We start from the raw sequence: 14408 nt of genomic DNA on the forward strand, positions 1-14408 counted from the left end.
TGATAAACATAATCAGAAGGCCTGCCGTGCCCTGTTGATTACTTCTTCTTTTTCGGGGCGATGACCATGATCAGCTGGCGTCCTTCCATCTTAGGATGCTGTTCGACCGAACCGTACTCGAGCAGGTCTTGTTCAACCCGCTTGAGGAGTTCCATCCCCAGCTCCTGGTGGGCCATCTCACGGCCGCGGAATCGCAAGGATACCTTGGCCCTGTCCCCGTCACTCAGGAAACGTACCAGGTTGCGCAGTTTTACCTGGTAATCCCCTTCCTCCGTCCCTGGACGAAACTTGATTTCTTTAACCTGAATCTGCTTCTGGTTTTTCTTTGCCGCGGCAATCTGCTTCTTCTTCTCGAAGATCGACTTGCCGTAGTCCATCACCCGGCAAACAGGCGGGACTGCGTCTGCGGAAATTTCCACCAGATCAAGCTTTGCTTCTTCAGCGATACGAAGCGCTTCATCAATCGAGACGATGCCAATCTGCTCGCCATCAGCGCCAATTAACCGAACCTCGCGTGCCGAGATATTCTCGTTGATCGGGGCTTTCGGTGCAGCTCGTTTATCTTGTCTCATTTCACGCTTAATAATAATTACTCCGAATCTGGGCGACCACGCCGGGAAACCGCTTGCGCGAGAAACTCAGCGAACTGGGCGACGGGCATCGAGCCCAGGTCAGCACCTTCACGAGTACGCACAGCGACAGTCTGCATCTCGACTTCCTTATCTCCGATAACCAAAAGATAGGGAACCTTGAGCAAAGTATGCTCGCGGATTTTAAAGCCGATCTTTTCATTTCTCAAGTCGGACTTGGCACGAAATCCGCTTTCGTTGAGAGTTTTTTCAACCTCTGCAACAAAATCTGCCTGTTTATCAGTGATATTCATGATCACCGCCTGGGTCGGCGCGAGCCACGCAGGGAAAGCACCTTCGTAGTGCTCGATCAGAATCCCGACGAAACGCTCGAAAGAACCGAGGATCGCTCGGTGCAACATCACAGGGTGTTTGCGGCTGTTGTCTTCAGAGACGTATTCAGCGCCCAAACGGACAGGCAGGTTAAAATCGAGCTGCAAGGTACCACACTGCCAGACGCGACCGAGACAATCTTTCAGCGAGAACTCGATCTTCGGCCCGTAGAAAGCGCCCTCGCCCGGCTGCAGATCGTACGGCAGGCCAGCAGAATCAAGGGCTGCAGCCAATGCTGCTTCAGCGCGATCCCACAGCTCATCGGAGCCGACGCGTTTTTCCGGACGAGTGGACAGTTTCATCTCGACTTCGGTAAAGCCGAAATCGCGATAGACGTCCATGGTCAGCTTGATGAACGCAGCGGACTCGGCCTGCATCTGCTCTTCGGTGCAGAAAATGTGCGCGTCGTCCTGGGTGAACGCTCGCACACGCATGATGCCGTGCAACGCACCCGATGGCTCGTTACGGTGACAGGCACCGAACTCGGCCAGACGCATCGGCAACTCACGGTAGCTTTTCAGGCCCTGATTGAATACCTGCACGTGGCACGGGCAGTTCATCGGCTTGATGGCGTAGTCGCGGTTTTCCGACTGAGTGGTGAACATGTTGTCGGCATAGTTGGCCCAGTGCCCGGATTTTTCCCACAGGCTGCGGTCGACGACTTGAGGAGTCTTGATCTCAAGGTAGCCGTTGTCGCGCTGGATCTTGCGCATGTACTGCTCGAGCACCTGGTACAGAGTCCAGCCATTCGGGTGCCAGAACACCATGCCCGGGGATTCTTCCTGGGTATGGAACAGGCCCAGACGCTTGCCGATCTTGCGGTGATCGCGCTTCTCGGCTTCTTCGATGCGCTGGATGTACGCCGCCAGTTGCTTCTTGTCAGCCCAGGCGGTGCCGTAGACGCGCTGCAACTGCTCGTTCTTGGCGTCGCCACGCCAGTAGGCGCCCGACAGCTTGGTCAGCTTGAAGGATTTCAGGAAACGCGTGTTCGGCACGTGCGGACCGCGGCACATGTCGACGTACTCTTCGTGATAGTACAGACCCATGGCCTGCTCGTTCGGCATATCTTCGACCAGACGCAGCTTGTAGTCTTCGCCGCGGGCCTTGAACACTTCGATCACTTCGGCGCGCGGAGTGACTTTCTTGACGACGTCGTAATCCTTCTCGATCAGCTGCTGCATGCGCTGTTCGATGGCCGCCATGTCTTCCGGCGTGAAAGGACGCTCGTAGGCGATGTCGTAATAGAAGCCTTCGTCGATGACCGGGCCGATGACCATCTTCGCGGTCGGGTACAGCTGCTTGACCGCATGGCCAACCAGGTGCGCGCAAGAGTGGCGAATGATCTCCAGCCCCTCTTCATCCTTTGGCGTAATGATTTGCAGGGTCGCGTCGCTGCTGATGATGTCGCTGGCGTCGACCAGTTGGCCATTGACCTTGCCCGCGAGCGTCGCCTTGGCCAGACCTGCACCAATGGATGCGGCGACCTCGGCTACGGAAACCGGGTGATCGAATGAACGTTGACTGCCGTCGGGAAGAGTAATAGTTGGCATGGCGCCTCCTCTCCTAGTGGTGACCCCTACCAAAGGTCACGTGGGTTGGGATGAGCCAGTACAAGATCCGATCCAGGCCATTCAATGACGAACGCCTGCCTTACAGCGGCAGGAGCCTTGCGGCCAACCGGAAAACCGAACCAGAGTGACTGGGATTCAAATCGGAAAATTCGCACGCCGACCGCTTCGGGACTGAAGGTCATCCGAAGCCTGAGAACGCTTGAGCCCGGCATGCTAGCACAGATGAGCGGTCGCTTACGCCCTGATTTGGCAGAAGGCGAAATGTCCGTTTTTATGCCAGAGTGCTGAACTTGATAGGCCGTTGCGCCCTCAGATAACAAGACATTGACCCACAAGGAGCATCCTCGCATGCGTCTGAAAAGCTCATTCGCCGTCGTTGCCCCCGTCGTTATGCTGCTGCCATTGAGCGCCCATGCCGACTGGCCGAAAGGCGAGCGCGAGAAGTACATGGCCCAGTGCACTCAGGCTGCCACCCAGCAAATTGGTGCTGCCGCAGCGAAATCCCACTGCGCTTGTGGTGCTGACGCCATCAAGTCCTATCCGGCCAGCGACATTCAGGCGCTGATGGACAACAAGGCGACTCCTGAATTGCAACAGAAAGCCCTTGGCCAGATCGCCAAATGCAAGGCAAATACCGCCCCGAAAAAATAAGAAAACCGGGTATTAACATCGGCTGAAAGACGGAAAAAAGTGCTGGAAATGAGCCTTTTCAGACGATTTATGCAGGTTTTACAGGTTTTTTTATCGTCTTTACGTTTCGCTGAAAGCCTTTCAATCCGGGGCTTTCAGCAGAAACGGGTGGTAAAGAAAACACGACTGATTGGCAAACAGCACGTCCGGGGGGCTCCCAAAGCGAACATTTCGACTATGATACCCGGGTGTGCCCAGTTGGCCTGAGCAGCACAGTACTACTGAAAATATATGTTTCTTGGAGATACACCATGTCTAATCGCCAAACCGGCACCGTTAAATGGTTCAACGATGAAAAAGGCTTCGGCTTCATCACTCCTCAAGGTGGCGGTGACGACCTGTTCGTACACTTCAAAGCTATCGAATCCGACGGTTTCAAAAGCCTGAAAGAAGGCCAGACCGTCTCTTTCGTGGCTGAGAAAGGCCAAAAGGGTATGCAAGCTGCACAGGTTCGCCCAGAGTAATTTCTCGGCGCACTAAAAAAACCCCGTCCAAGTGACGGGGTTTTTTATGTCTTGAACAAAGTGTTCAGCCGCAATTGACGCGGGTAACCACCAGGTTGTTGTCGGTGTTCAGATTCAGGCGATCGGAGCGGTATTCCAGGGTGATCATGTCGTTTGGCTTGAGGAAGCGCGCATTTTGCGCCCCAGCCTTGGCACGTGCCTGATCCAGCAATTCAGGGGATGCTTTCTTGCCGATGGCGAATTGCGCTGCCGATGCTTCGCAGCGGCTGCTTCCCGATTCAGCCGCCACGGGCTCCTTTGCCGACTCGCTGGAGGTTGTGCTACAACCAGCCAATAGCGCAGCGGCCATAAGTGCACCCAGTGTCGCGAACTTCAAAGGCATGAAGCCTCCTTGTTTTCAAATGTTTAAGCAGAGATCGTGCGACCGCCAATGCGGCGTTTGGTTTCAAGGCTCAAGCCATGCCCTGGCCCACGAGCGGAAAAATGCCGAGTGTGCCTGAGCTGCGCGCAGCGACTCAGCAAACAATCGTGACTGAATATTAACGACATCAATAAACGTCGATGTAGTCATAAGGCGGATTCGGCCAGTTGTCCCTGAGCGCGTTGTAAATCTGCATCACCCAGACTTCATCGCTGGCTGCGACGTTACCCACATAGCCGGAGCCCTTTGCCCAGGTTTCCAGGCGAAAAAGAAGACCGTCGATATCCTGCCCACCGGTCACGGTGGACAGATAGGCGATGCCGTCTTTGGTCACGCGCAATTGGTTGTGTACGTCGTCACTGGCCGAGGCGAGCAATTGGCGCACTGCTTCGAGTGTGAGGCCGTCAGGGCTATTCAGATCGATGTGCACAACAGGGTCCTTGGCAAGCCGGAAAAGACCAAGTGTCGCATAGCACTCCGCTCATGCCTAAGTCGCAGTGCCAAACGCCGCGCAAAATGGTTAACTCGAAAAACAGACATCCTGACCTTTCGAGCCTCCTCATGACCAGTGTAAGCATCGACGCCGCCATCAACGCCAGATGGGCCGAAGGACACAGCTCTTACAGCCCCGGCACGACGGAAGAACTGGCGTTGATCGGCATCGATTTACTGGTCAAGGAGTTGGGAATAGAAGCGGCGCAACATTTCATCAATCAGGTATTCGAACGCTATCCGATCGGTCAGGCCGAACAGGCACAGTGAAAACCCGCAGACAACAGCCTGCGGGTTTACGACTTATTTCAGACGCTTCAAGCGCTCGGTCAGCAGGTCAAAGAATCCCTGGGCATCACCATTTTCGACCCAGAACGCATTCTTCGGTGCTTTCAAACCGTCGTACCAGTCAACGATGGTCTGGCCGAATGTCGGTCCTTCACGGCTATCCACCACGACGTTAACCGCCCGGCCGGTGAACAGCTCAGGCTTGAGCAGGTATGCCACAACGGTCGCGTCATGCACCGGGCCGCCGGGAATGCCGTAGTGCTCCATATCGCCCTTGATGTATTCGTTGAGAATGTCGCCGACGATTTTGCTCGCATTGTTGTTCAGCGCGGCGATCTGCTTCAGGCGTGCATCGCTGGTCAGGATCTTGTGGGTCACGTCCAGCGGCAGATAGGTGAGTTTCACCCCGCTCTTGAGCACCACCTCGGCAGCCTGCGGATCAGCGAACAGGTTGAATTCAGCCACAGGGGTAATGTTGCCACCGTTGAAATGCGCCCCGCCCATGATCACCACTTCCTTGATGCCCTGAACGATTTCCGGTTCCTGGATCAACGCCAGAGCCAGGTTGGTCTGCGGGCCGAGCATGGCGATAGTGATGCTGTGCGGTTTGGCGGATTTAAGGGTGTCGATCAGATAATTGACCGCATTTCCTTTCGCCAGGCCTTTCTTCGGTTCGTGAACCGTCACGCCCGACAGGCCTTCCTTGCCATGAATATTCTCGGCGTAGATCGGCGTGCGCATCAGCGGCCTCGGTGCGCCAGCGTAAACCGGCACGTCTTCGCGCCCTGCCCATTCGCGAGCCAGCCGCGCGTTGCGCGAGGTCTTGTCCAGGCGCACATTGCCCGCGACGGTGGTCAAGGCACGGATATTCAATTCATCCGGCGAAGCCAGGGCAAAGAGCAAGGCGACCACGTCGTCAGCGCCTGGATCGGTGTCGATGATCAGGTCGATCTTTTCCGCCGCCTGTGCGCCGGCCCCAGTAATCACGGACAAAAGCAGCAGCCCCCGAAGCAGTTGATGGAGTTTTTCAGCATAGCGTTGCATAGCGCATTCCTTGTGCAGGTGAAATCGGAAATCAGAATGTAACTCCGGCGACCAGAACGATGTTGCAGTACGGCTGACATTCTCCTGTACGAATGATCGCCCTGGCCTGTCGGCTAAGCACCTTGAACTGCTCATGAGTGAGCAGATCCCTACGGCCCAGCGCGCCCTCTTCGTTCAACGCGTCCAGATCGGCCAGCGCCGTGGGTTGCTTGTCGAAGATCTCCTTGGCCAGCACATGGCTTTCCACCTGCATCTCGCTGAGCACGACTTTCAGCGTGCTGACGAAATCAGGGACGCCATGGGTCAGCGCCAGATCAATCAATTCGACACCCGGCGGCACGGGCAAACCGGCATCGCCAATCACGACCATGTCACCGTGGCCAAGAGAAGCGATCAGTCGCGACAGCGCGACGTTGAGTAATGGAGTCTTTTTCATGCGGGTCTGAACGCCTGTACTTCGGACATGGTTGGAATCGACGGTTGTGCACCGGCACGGGTAACCGACAGTGCCGCAGCGATCTGACCGTAGCGGATCGCCTCGGCTTCGGATTTGCCATTGGCCAGCGCTGCGGCGAAGCCGCCGACAAAGGTGTCACCCGCCGCCGTGGTATCCAGCGCCTTCACGGTCGGCGCGGGGAAGTGTTCGAATCCCTTGCCATTGGCGAACAAAGAACCCTGCGCGCCCAAGGTGACGATGACTTTACCGGCACCCATGGCGATCAATTGGCTGGCAGCCGTTTCTGCCGACTGCAGCGAGTCGACAGCCAAACCGCTCAACGCTGCAGCTTCGCTCTCGTTGGGAATCAGGTAGTCGATCGCGGCAAACCAGTCTGCCGGCAAAGGGCGACTGACTGGCGCCGGGTTAAGAATCACGGTTTTGCCCAGTTCACGTGCACGCTTGAGCGCATGCCCGACCGTCGCATCGGGAATCTCGAGCTGACAGATCACTACATCGGCGGCCTGCAAAATCGCGTCAAAGCGCTCGATTACCGCCGGCGTCATCGCGCCGTTGGCACCAGCGACAATCACGATGGCGTTCTGGCTGTTGTCATCCACCACAATCAGCGCGACGCCACTGGAATCCTCTACAACACTGACAGCCTGGCAGTCGATATCCTCGGCGAGCAAGGCATCGCGTAATCGCACGCCGTAGTCGTCATGGCCCACGCAGCCGATCATCGCCACCTGCGCACCCAGACGAGCAGCCGCAACCGCCTGATTGGCGCCCTTGCCGCCCGACACCGTGGCAAAGGAATGACCAATCAGCGTTTCACCGCCGCGCGGCAGTCGTGGCGCCCGGGTGACCAGGTCCATGTTCAGGCTGCCTATTACCACTACATTTGCTGGCATACATCACTACTCATCAATTCGGTTTCAGCGATATTCGGTAAACACGCCGGACAGCGGCGCGGTCGATTCGCGCAGGACAATGCTCGGGGTCACGATGCGTTGATCGGTGCCCGAGTCCGGCGCAGCAATTCTGCGCAACAGCACTTCGGCGGCCATCTCGCCCAGTTGCAGGATCGACTGGCCGACCGTGGTCAGCGCCGGATAGACATAACGACTCATCTGAATGTCATCGAAGCCGATCACCGACAGCTCGGCGGGCACCCGGACGTTACGTTCGGCCGCCGCACGCAGCACACCGATACCAATCATGTCGTTGCCGGCGAAAATCGCGCTGGGCGGATTGCTTTCAAGCAGCCGGGCAGCAGCGTTGTAACCGCCGGTGCTGGTGAAGTCGCTTTCCAGCATGCGCTCTTCGCGCACCTCGATTCCCGCCTCTTGTAGCGCTCGGCAATAACCGGCCTGACGCATTTGCGCCACGCTGGTACTGGCCGGACCGCCGATCGTGGCGATGTCGCGATGCCCCAACTCGAGCAGGTGGCGGGTTGCCAGATAAGCGCCGTATTCGTGGTCGATGCGCACCAGATCGGCATTCACACCTTCCAGGCCCCGGTCGACGATGACCATCGGCGTCTTCACGCCTGCCAGCCCTTGCGCCAGACCACTGTCACCGCCAGCAGAGGCGACGATCAAACCGTCGATGCGCTTTTCCAGCAACACACGCAAATAGCTGCGCTGCTTGCCCGGGTTGTCGTCGGAGTTACAGAGGATCACGCAATATCCGTTGCGCTCGCAGTAATCCTCGATTCCCCGCGCCAGTTCGGCGAAGTATGGGTTGAGACTGTTCGGCACCAGCAAGCCGATGGTCGCGGTGGTCTTGGCTTTCAGCGAGCGCGCCACGGCACTGGGTACATAGTCGAGACTTTTGATCGCCGCCTCGACTTTACGCCGCACTTCCTGACTGACCGGACGGGTGTTGTTCACCACGTGGGACACGGTCGTGTAGGAAATGCCCGCGAGCGCCGCTACATCCTTGATCGTTGCCATGGTTCAGCCCCGGCGACTGGCGCGTTGACTGCGATAGGTGTCGAGCACCACAGCGATAACGATCACCGCGCCGGTGATGATGCGCTTGGTCGGCTCCGTCGCCCCAATCTGCGCGAGACCGGCCGCGAGCACGGAAATGATCAACACGCCAAAGAAAGTACTGATCACCGAACCGCGCCCGCCCATCAGGCTGGTGCCGCCGATAACCACGGCCGCGATCACTTGCAGTTCCAGTCCGGAACCTGCGTTCGGGTCCGCGGCTTCCAGACGGGAAATCTGAAACAGCGCAGCGATACCTGCCAGCAGCCCCATCAAGCTGAACACCAGAATCTTGTAGGGCTTGGGATTGATCCCGGCCAGACGCACGGCCTCTTCGTTGGTGCCGATGCCGATCAGATAACGACCAAAAACCGTGCGGGTCAGAACCGCCTGCGCAATGAAGATCACCAGCAAAGCGATGATGAACGACGGGGAAATGCCGAACGCGATCGGATTCGACAGCCAGGCGAACGCATCGCCAATGTACGCAGTACGCGACCCGGTCATCTGATATGCCACACCGCGGGCCATTTCCAGCACGCCGAGGGAGACGATGAACGACGGAATCCGCCAGGCCACGGTGATCGAGCCAGTGATGGTCCCGGCCAGAGCCGCCACGGCCATGCCGAGCAGCGCAGCCGGCAGAACGCTCCAGCCCCAGCCGAGAATCGCAACGCTGACCGTCGATGCGGCCAGCGCCAGCACCGAGCCGACGGACAAATCAATACCGCCGATGATCAGCACAAAGGTCATGCCTACCGCCAGCACCATCAGGTCGGGAATCTGGTTGGCCAGGGTGCTGAAAGTGTTGTACGAGAGAAAATGGCTGCTCAGGACCGAGAACAGCGCAATCATCGCCAGCAAGGCACCGGCCAGGCCCAGATAAGTACCCAGGCCGAAGAAATTGCCACTACGTTTACTGGCAGAAGATGCAGTTTTCATGGGAGATCCCTAGGCGCTGCTTCATTGAGCAACGCATCACGTTTCTGGTAGCCGGCGAAAGCGGCGGCAAGCAAATCATCCTGGGTCCAGCTGTCGCGCTCGAAGGTGTCGATCAGCCGCCCCGCCGAGAGCACGCCGATCCGATCACAGATCAGCATCAATTCGCGCAAGTCGCTGGACACCACCACCAGCGCCTTGCCCTGACGGGTCAGCTCGCCGAGCAGACCGTAAATGTCGAACTTGGCACCGACATCAATTCCGCGAGTGGGCTCGTCGAACAGCAGCACTGAACAGTCGCGCTCCAGCCAACGACCGATCACGACCTTCTGCTGATTGCCGCCGGACAGCTCCGAAACCAACTGCGTAGGGCTCGAGCTGCGGATGCGCATGGCCTCGATCTGACGTTGCGCCAAGGAAATTTCGTCGCCGTTGTTGACGAAACCGCCACTGGAGATTTCCGGCATGTTGCCCAAGGCGATGTTGGCGCTGATCGACTGACTGAGCAGCAGCCCTTCGCCTTTGCGATCCTCGGTGATCAGCGCAATGCCGTTGCGTACCGCATCGACAGGCGAGCGAACACTCACAACCTTGGCCGGCGAGCCGAGCGCGATGGTGCCGCTGTCGGCAACATCGGCACCGAAGATCAGCCGCAGCAACTCCGTGCGCCCTGCCCCGATCAATCCGGAAATGCCGTAAATCTCGCCGGCGCGCACCTCGAAGGAAACATCGCGGACCTTGTCAGAACGCGTCAGGCCGTTGACCGTCAGCGCCGGAGCGCCGATCTTGCGCGGCCCCATGTCGATGTGTTCGCCCAGTTCGCGACCGACCATCAAGGTGACCAGTTGCTCGCTGTTGTAGTTGGCCATCGGCTCGACGCAGACCAGATTGCCGTCACGCAGCACAGCAATGCGTTGCGCCACACGCGCCAGTTCTTCGAGGCGGTGAGAGATATAAATGATGGAAACGCCGCGAGCCTGCAGTCGCGTGATCTGCTCGAAGAGCATTTCGACTTCGCGCGCCGTGAGCATCGCGGTCGGCTCATCGAGGATCAATACGTGGCAATCGCCGATCAGGTTGCGCGCGATTTCGACCATTTGCTGATGACCGATGCCCAACTCGCCGACCAGCGTGTCCGGGTCGATCGCATCGAGGCCGACCTGCGCCATGGCTTCGATCGCCGCCTTGCGCAATTGCTTGCGGCTGATCCAGCCCGCGCTGCTCGGCAGATTATCCAGAAACAGGTTTTCCGCCACCGACAGCGTCGGCAACAGATTGAGTTCTTGCATGACCATGCGCACGCCAAGCTCTTCAGCCTGGGTACGGCTGCCCGGACGATAGTCCTTGCCCTGGAATTGCATCTGGCCGGTGGTCGGCGTCACCAGACCACCAATGATCTTCGACAGGGTACTTTTGCCGGCACCATTTTCGCCGGTCAGCGCCAGTACTTCACCGCGCATCAACGTCAGATCGATGCCGGTGAGCACCGGTTGCGCATAGGTCTTGCCGATACCGCTGACCGAGAGGACAGCGTTCGGAGCGGAAACTGACATAGGAATCTCCACGCGCTCGCCCGGACGGACGAGCGCCGTTGTGTCGCCAGATGACTTACTGGGTGACCAGCTCGACCGGTGTTTCGATCACGCCGTTGGCACCGCTGTCGACTTTCTCGCCTTTGATGATCTTCAGCGCGGTTTCGATGCCGAACACGGCCTGCTTAGCTGCAAACTGGTCAGCCGTCGCCAGTACGCGGCCGTCCTTGAGCATTGGCTTGATCGCGTTGATATTGTCGTAACCGACGACTTTCACCTGCCCTGCCTTACCAGCGGCACGGACTGCGGAAACGGCACCGACCGCCATGCTGTCGTTACCAGCCAGCAGTGCTTTGACATCCGGGTATTCACTGAGGATCGAAGCGGCAACCTTGTTGCCCTTGTCGATTTCCCAATCACCGGATTGCAGCGAGACCACTTTGATCTGTGCGGCTTCCATCGCGTCCTTGAAGCCGGCCGTACGCGCCTGCGCGTTGGTGGTGGTGGACACGCCTTCGATGATGCCGACCTCGTCGCCCGCCTTCAGTTGCTTGGCCAGGTATTCGCCAACCAGACGTGCACCCTTGCGGTTGTCCGGACCTACGAAAGGCACGTTGATGTTTTTGCTTTTGACCACGGCGGGATCGAGCTGGTTGTCGATGTTGATCACCGTGATACCGGCGTCTACGGCCTTCTTGATAACCGGCACCATGGCCTTGGAGTCAGAAGGCGCGATCACCAGCGCATTCACCTTGGCCAGAATCATCTGTTCGACGATGCGGGTCTGGCCGGCGGTGTCGGTTTCGTCTTTGATACCGTTGGAGATCAGATCGAAATCGGCGGAGTGTTCTTTCTGGTAGGCCTTGGCGCCGTCTTCCATGGTCAGGAAGAATTCGTTTGCCAAGGATTTCATGACCAGCGCGACTTTGGGTTTTTCTGCGGATTCGGCGAACGCCGAGGAGACAGGTAGTGCGGCGGCTGTGGCAGCCAGCATAGCGACAGCAAGAAGACGTGCGGCGAATGGCAGCTTCATGGGTTCACTCCGATCTTATGATTATTGTGAGCAACGTTTGCGCTGACGTAAGCTACGTCACGGCTCCGAGAGCAGAGGCCCTTCCAAGCCGCGCAAACGTTTGCGTAGACCGAACTATGAGAATACCGCCGACATTTGTCAACAATCAGAAATCGTCTTTTGTTGTAGGCCGAATCGCTGAGCTGGCCATCTGACGCTTCAGGCGGTCGTGTTGACCAAGCCCCCGCTGGTAGCGCTTTTCGACATTTCCTTGACCAATGCACCCGCTACTTCCGCCAGTGCCGCGCTGGTTTGCGCAATCTGGCCCTGGATCGACATTACTGCCTGGGTTTTCGCTTCAGGCGTCGGATAGCTAGCAGCCTGAGCGGCAGCCAGTTGCTGTTGCTGCTCCTGGAGTTGCTTTTGCAATTCCTTCATCCGCTTGAGCAACGTCTTGACGGTGATGCTGAGATTGCTGTCAGCCTCGGTTTCACTGTTTTCCTGCACAGGACCACCACCGGTTCTGACCTGATTCTTCTCAGTCTTCTCGGTACCCAGCGCCTGCGCCGATGCCTCATTGGTCGCGTCGTTCAGGCTGTTGATAGTCGCTGCAGTTTTACCGCCGATGGTGACTGCAGCGGGATTGGCAAAACCGACCGTCAGTGACATGTGAACTCCTAAGATTTGGTTTCCTTGAGGACGCATCGGCCTGAAAGCACATTTCTTTAGCGGGGATTTGTCACGGGCCGGCATTTCAAAAAATCGCCATCGGTGAGCCGAACGAGAATCCGCCTGTCGTTCGGAATCCCGGATGGGCAAGGCGGAAACAATACTTCGACTATCGACAAATATTGATTTAAATCATCGGCTTAAACATTTTCCGTGGGCACATTACGCATGGTATGAATCCTGCTCCCCTCCTTGCACCTCAAGCATTCAGATCGGCTTGGGGCGCATCTAGATGAACCTGCATCAGCACCGTCTCACGACTAGAGAGAAAAATAATGAAATCTGCTTTCAATACCTTGATTCCGGGCGCATTGGCCCTCCTCCTGCTCCTGCCGAGCGCCGCTCAGGCAAAAAAAGTCGAAACCCAGACCAAACTGGCGAACGTCGTTGTTCTCGCCACGGGCGGTACCATCGCCGGCGCTGGCGCCAGTGCCGCAAACAGTGCCACTTACCAGGCAGCGAAAGTCGGTATCGAACAACTTATCGCCGGCATCCCCGAGTTGAGCAAACTGGCTAACGTGCGTGGCGAACAAGTCATGCAGATCGCTTCGGAAAGCATTACCAACGACAACCTGCTGCAATTGGGTCGTCGCGTTTCCGAACTGGCTGACAGCAAGGACGTTGACGGCATCGTTATCACCCACGGCACCGACACCCTCGAAGAAACCGCGTACTTCCTGAACCTGGTCGAGAAGACCGACAAGCCAATCATCGTCGTTGGCTCGATGCGTCCGGGCACTGCCATGTCAGCAGACGGCATGCTCAACCTGTACAACGCCGTAGCCGTGGCAAGCAGCAAAGAAGCGCGCGGCAAAGGCGTGCTGGTCACCATGAACGACGAGATCCAGTCCGGTCGCGACGTCAGCAAAATGATCAACATCAAGACCGAAGCGTTCAAAAGCGCCTGGGGTCCACTGGGCATGGTTGTCGAAGGCAAATCCTACTGGTTCCGCCTGCCAGCCAAGCGTCACACCATGGATTCGGAATTCGACATCAAGGACATCAAGAGCCTGCCTGATGTAGAAATCGCCTATTCCTACGGCAACGTCGGCGATACCGCCTACAAGGCACTGGCGCAAGCCGGCGCCAAAGCGATCATCCACGCCGGCACCGGCAACGGTTCGGTATCGTCCCGCGTGGTTCCATCGCTGCAAGCGTTGCGCAAGGATGGCGTGCAGATCATTCGCTCGTCCCACGTCAACGCCGGAGGTTTTGTCCTGCGTAACGCCGAACAGCCTGACGACAAATACGACTGGGTTGTCGCTCACGATCTGAACCCGCAAAAAGCCCGCATCCTGGCGATGGTCGCGCTGACCAAGACCAACGACAGCAAAGAACTGCAACGGATGTTCTGGGAATACTGATTGACCTTCGCCTGATCACTTCTCGATCGGGCAATTGAGCACCACTTGCCAACTTGGCAGGTGGTGCCTCGCTTACAACCCTCAAGCATTTTTCCCACACAAATCTCGACAAGCCTTACACCAAAATCAGAAACCCGCTGTCAGAGGATTTTCTTGAATTTTAAGCAGTTGCGAAATCGCTTACAGTTAAATACTGTATGCACGTACAGCTTAATAAGGATAACCTCGTGGCCACCTCTCCTGCTGCTCCTGACGCCTACGAACGCATGGGTATGCGCGTTCAGAAAATCATCAATTCCCCCACCGCACAAAAAGCCAAAGCCGCTCTTATTTTCCGTTTGCCGGATGAGCCGATGGATGACTGGGAGCGCCTGCTTGAGGAAATCGACGAGAACGACAACGTTACCCTCGCTTATCGCGATGACGGTGGCGTGCAGATTTTTTGGGTTGTGCCGAAGGAAGATTGA

Annotated in this window: 17 protein-coding genes; 5 read left to right on the forward strand and 12 right to left on the reverse strand. The window is 57.4% G+C overall.

Annotation, left to right across the window (positions count from 1 at the left end):
• Positions 1 to 38: 38 nt before the first annotated feature.
• Both infC and thrS read right to left on the reverse strand, forming a co-directional pair.
• Positions 39 to 590 carry a translation initiation factor IF-3 gene (gene infC, locus ND528_RS01950; RefSeq protein WP_169432615.1) on the reverse strand — a complete coding sequence of 184 codons (552 nt, stop codon included), beginning with the start codon at positions 588 to 590 and terminating at the stop codon, positions 39 to 41.
• The gene (gene thrS / locus ND528_RS01955; protein WP_130911084.1) at positions 590 to 2512 is read right to left on the reverse strand and encodes a threonine--tRNA ligase; all 1923 of its coding nucleotides are present in this window, start codon (positions 2510 to 2512) and stop codon (positions 590 to 592) included. The genes infC and thrS overlap by 1 nt, the downstream gene beginning before the upstream one ends.
• 369 nt (positions 2513 to 2881) lie before the next feature.
• On the opposite strand from thrS, the gene ND528_RS01960 reads away from it, so the two are divergent.
• The gene (locus ND528_RS01960) at positions 2882 to 3184 is read left to right on the forward strand and encodes a hypothetical protein (RefSeq protein WP_263469553.1); all 303 of its coding nucleotides are present in this window, start codon (positions 2882 to 2884) and stop codon (positions 3182 to 3184) included.
• 290 nt (positions 3185 to 3474) lie between these two features.
• On the forward strand, positions 3475 to 3687 hold the full coding sequence (locus ND528_RS01965; protein ID WP_003179963.1) for a cold-shock protein: 213 nt from the start codon (positions 3475 to 3477) through the stop codon (positions 3685 to 3687).
• 64 nt (positions 3688 to 3751) lie between these two features.
• On the opposite strand, the gene ND528_RS01970 is transcribed toward ND528_RS01965, so the two are convergent.
• Together ND528_RS01970 and ND528_RS01975 are read right to left on the reverse strand one after the other, a co-directional pair.
• The gene (locus ND528_RS01970) at positions 3752 to 4069 is read right to left on the reverse strand and encodes an I78 family peptidase inhibitor (protein ID WP_130902656.1); all 318 of its coding nucleotides are present in this window, start codon (positions 4067 to 4069) and stop codon (positions 3752 to 3754) included.
• Between the two features lie 166 nt (positions 4070 to 4235).
• Positions 4236 to 4538 carry a hypothetical protein gene (locus ND528_RS01975; protein WP_130911082.1) on the reverse strand — a complete coding sequence of 101 codons (303 nt, stop codon included), beginning with the start codon at positions 4536 to 4538 and terminating at the stop codon, positions 4236 to 4238.
• A 131-nt stretch (positions 4539 to 4669) separates the two neighbouring features.
• Here ND528_RS01975 and ND528_RS01980 point away from each other — a divergent pair, with 131 nt between their 5' ends.
• A complete protein-coding gene (locus tag ND528_RS01980; RefSeq protein ID WP_130911081.1) occupies positions 4670 to 4870 on the forward strand; it encodes a hypothetical protein in 201 nt (66 codons plus the stop codon).
• A gap of 33 nt (positions 4871 to 4903) precedes the next feature.
• On the opposite strand, the gene ND528_RS01985 is transcribed toward ND528_RS01980, so the two are convergent.
• From ND528_RS01985 to ND528_RS02020, 8 genes are all read right to left on the reverse strand, one after another.
• Positions 4904 to 5932: a nucleoside hydrolase gene (locus ND528_RS01985; protein WP_263469554.1), complete on the reverse strand. Its 1029-nt coding sequence runs from the start codon at positions 5930 to 5932 to the stop codon at positions 4904 to 4906.
• A gap of 31 nt (positions 5933 to 5963) precedes the next feature.
• Positions 5964 to 6368: a D-ribose pyranase gene (gene rbsD, locus ND528_RS01990; RefSeq protein WP_130911079.1), complete on the reverse strand. Its 405-nt coding sequence runs from the start codon at positions 6366 to 6368 to the stop codon at positions 5964 to 5966.
• Positions 6365 to 7282 (reverse strand): ribokinase, encoded by a 918-nt coding sequence (gene rbsK / locus ND528_RS01995; RefSeq protein ID WP_130911078.1) that lies wholly within the window; start codon positions 7280 to 7282, stop codon positions 6365 to 6367. The genes rbsD and rbsK overlap by 4 nt, the downstream gene beginning before the upstream one ends.
• Positions 7283 to 7306: 24 nt before the next feature.
• Positions 7307 to 8326: a LacI family DNA-binding transcriptional regulator gene (locus tag ND528_RS02000; RefSeq protein ID WP_263469555.1), complete on the reverse strand. Its 1020-nt coding sequence runs from the start codon at positions 8324 to 8326 to the stop codon at positions 7307 to 7309.
• Positions 8327 to 8329: 3 nt separating this feature from the next.
• Positions 8330 to 9307 carry an ABC transporter permease gene (locus ND528_RS02005; RefSeq protein ID WP_016774040.1) on the reverse strand — a complete coding sequence of 326 codons (978 nt, stop codon included), beginning with the start codon at positions 9305 to 9307 and terminating at the stop codon, positions 8330 to 8332.
• Positions 9304 to 10857, reverse strand: a complete 1554-nt coding sequence (locus ND528_RS02010) for a sugar ABC transporter ATP-binding protein (RefSeq protein WP_130911076.1) — start codon at positions 10855 to 10857, stop codon at positions 9304 to 9306. Before ND528_RS02010 ends, ND528_RS02005 begins: the two co-directional genes overlap by 4 nt.
• Positions 10858 to 10912: 55 nt before the next feature.
• Entirely contained in the window at positions 10913 to 11869 is a 957-nt protein-coding gene (locus ND528_RS02015; RefSeq protein WP_024012403.1) for a sugar ABC transporter substrate-binding protein, read from the reverse strand.
• Between the two features lie 198 nt (positions 11870 to 12067).
• A complete protein-coding gene (locus ND528_RS02020; protein ID WP_212615798.1) occupies positions 12068 to 12517 on the reverse strand; it encodes a hypothetical protein in 450 nt (149 codons plus the stop codon).
• A gap of 335 nt (positions 12518 to 12852) precedes the next feature.
• Here ND528_RS02020 and ND528_RS02025 point away from each other — a divergent pair, with 335 nt between their 5' ends.
• Positions 12853 to 13941, forward strand: coding sequence for an asparaginase (locus ND528_RS02025; protein WP_263469556.1), 1089 nt, complete (start codon positions 12853 to 12855; stop codon positions 13939 to 13941).
• A gap of 197 nt (positions 13942 to 14138) precedes the next feature.
• Positions 14139 to 14408 (forward strand): DUF1654 domain-containing protein, encoded by a 270-nt coding sequence (locus ND528_RS02030; RefSeq protein WP_016774035.1) that lies wholly within the window; start codon positions 14139 to 14141, stop codon positions 14406 to 14408.

The organism is Pseudomonas mercuritolerans (assembly GCF_025706525.1).
GTDB lineage: Bacteria > Pseudomonadota > Gammaproteobacteria > Pseudomonadales > Pseudomonadaceae > Aquipseudomonas > Aquipseudomonas mercuritolerans.

What these genes read in the sequence shown, in the direction of transcription:
- thrS (WP_130911084.1), bottom strand. Translation starts at nt 2,512, where the DNA reads ATGCCAACTATTACTCTTCCCGACGGCAGTCAACGTTCATTCGATCAC.
- ND528_RS01960 (WP_263469553.1), top strand. Translation starts at nt 2,882, where the DNA reads ATGCGTCTGAAAAGCTCATTCGCCGTCGTTGCCCCCGTCGTTATGCTG.
- ND528_RS01965 (WP_003179963.1), top strand. Translation starts at nt 3,475, where the DNA reads ATGTCTAATCGCCAAACCGGCACCGTTAAATGGTTCAACGATGAAAAA.
- ND528_RS01970 (WP_130902656.1), bottom strand. Translation starts at nt 4,069, where the DNA reads ATGCCTTTGAAGTTCGCGACACTGGGTGCACTTATGGCCGCTGCGCTA.
- ND528_RS01980 (WP_130911081.1), top strand. Translation starts at nt 4,670, where the DNA reads ATGACCAGTGTAAGCATCGACGCCGCCATCAACGCCAGATGGGCCGAA.
- ND528_RS01985 (WP_263469554.1), bottom strand. Translation starts at nt 5,932, where the DNA reads ATGCAACGCTATGCTGAAAAACTCCATCAACTGCTTCGGGGGCTGCTG.
- rbsD (WP_130911079.1), bottom strand. Translation starts at nt 6,368, where the DNA reads ATGAAAAAGACTCCATTACTCAACGTCGCGCTGTCGCGACTGATCGCT.
- rbsK (WP_130911078.1), bottom strand. Translation starts at nt 7,282, where the DNA reads ATGCCAGCAAATGTAGTGGTAATAGGCAGCCTGAACATGGACCTGGTC.
- ND528_RS02000 (WP_263469555.1), bottom strand. Translation starts at nt 8,326, where the DNA reads ATGGCAACGATCAAGGATGTAGCGGCGCTCGCGGGCATTTCCTACACG.
- ND528_RS02005 (WP_016774040.1), bottom strand. Translation starts at nt 9,307, where the DNA reads ATGAAAACTGCATCTTCTGCCAGTAAACGTAGTGGCAATTTCTTCGGC.
- ND528_RS02010 (WP_130911076.1), bottom strand. Translation starts at nt 10,857, where the DNA reads ATGTCAGTTTCCGCTCCGAACGCTGTCCTCTCGGTCAGCGGTATCGGC.
- ND528_RS02015 (WP_024012403.1), bottom strand. Translation starts at nt 11,869, where the DNA reads ATGAAGCTGCCATTCGCCGCACGTCTTCTTGCTGTCGCTATGCTGGCT.
- ND528_RS02020 (WP_212615798.1), bottom strand. Translation starts at nt 12,517, where the DNA reads ATGTCACTGACGGTCGGTTTTGCCAATCCCGCTGCAGTCACCATCGGC.
- ND528_RS02025 (WP_263469556.1), top strand. Translation starts at nt 12,853, where the DNA reads ATGAAATCTGCTTTCAATACCTTGATTCCGGGCGCATTGGCCCTCCTC.
- ND528_RS02030 (WP_016774035.1), top strand. Translation starts at nt 14,139, where the DNA reads ATGCACGTACAGCTTAATAAGGATAACCTCGTGGCCACCTCTCCTGCT.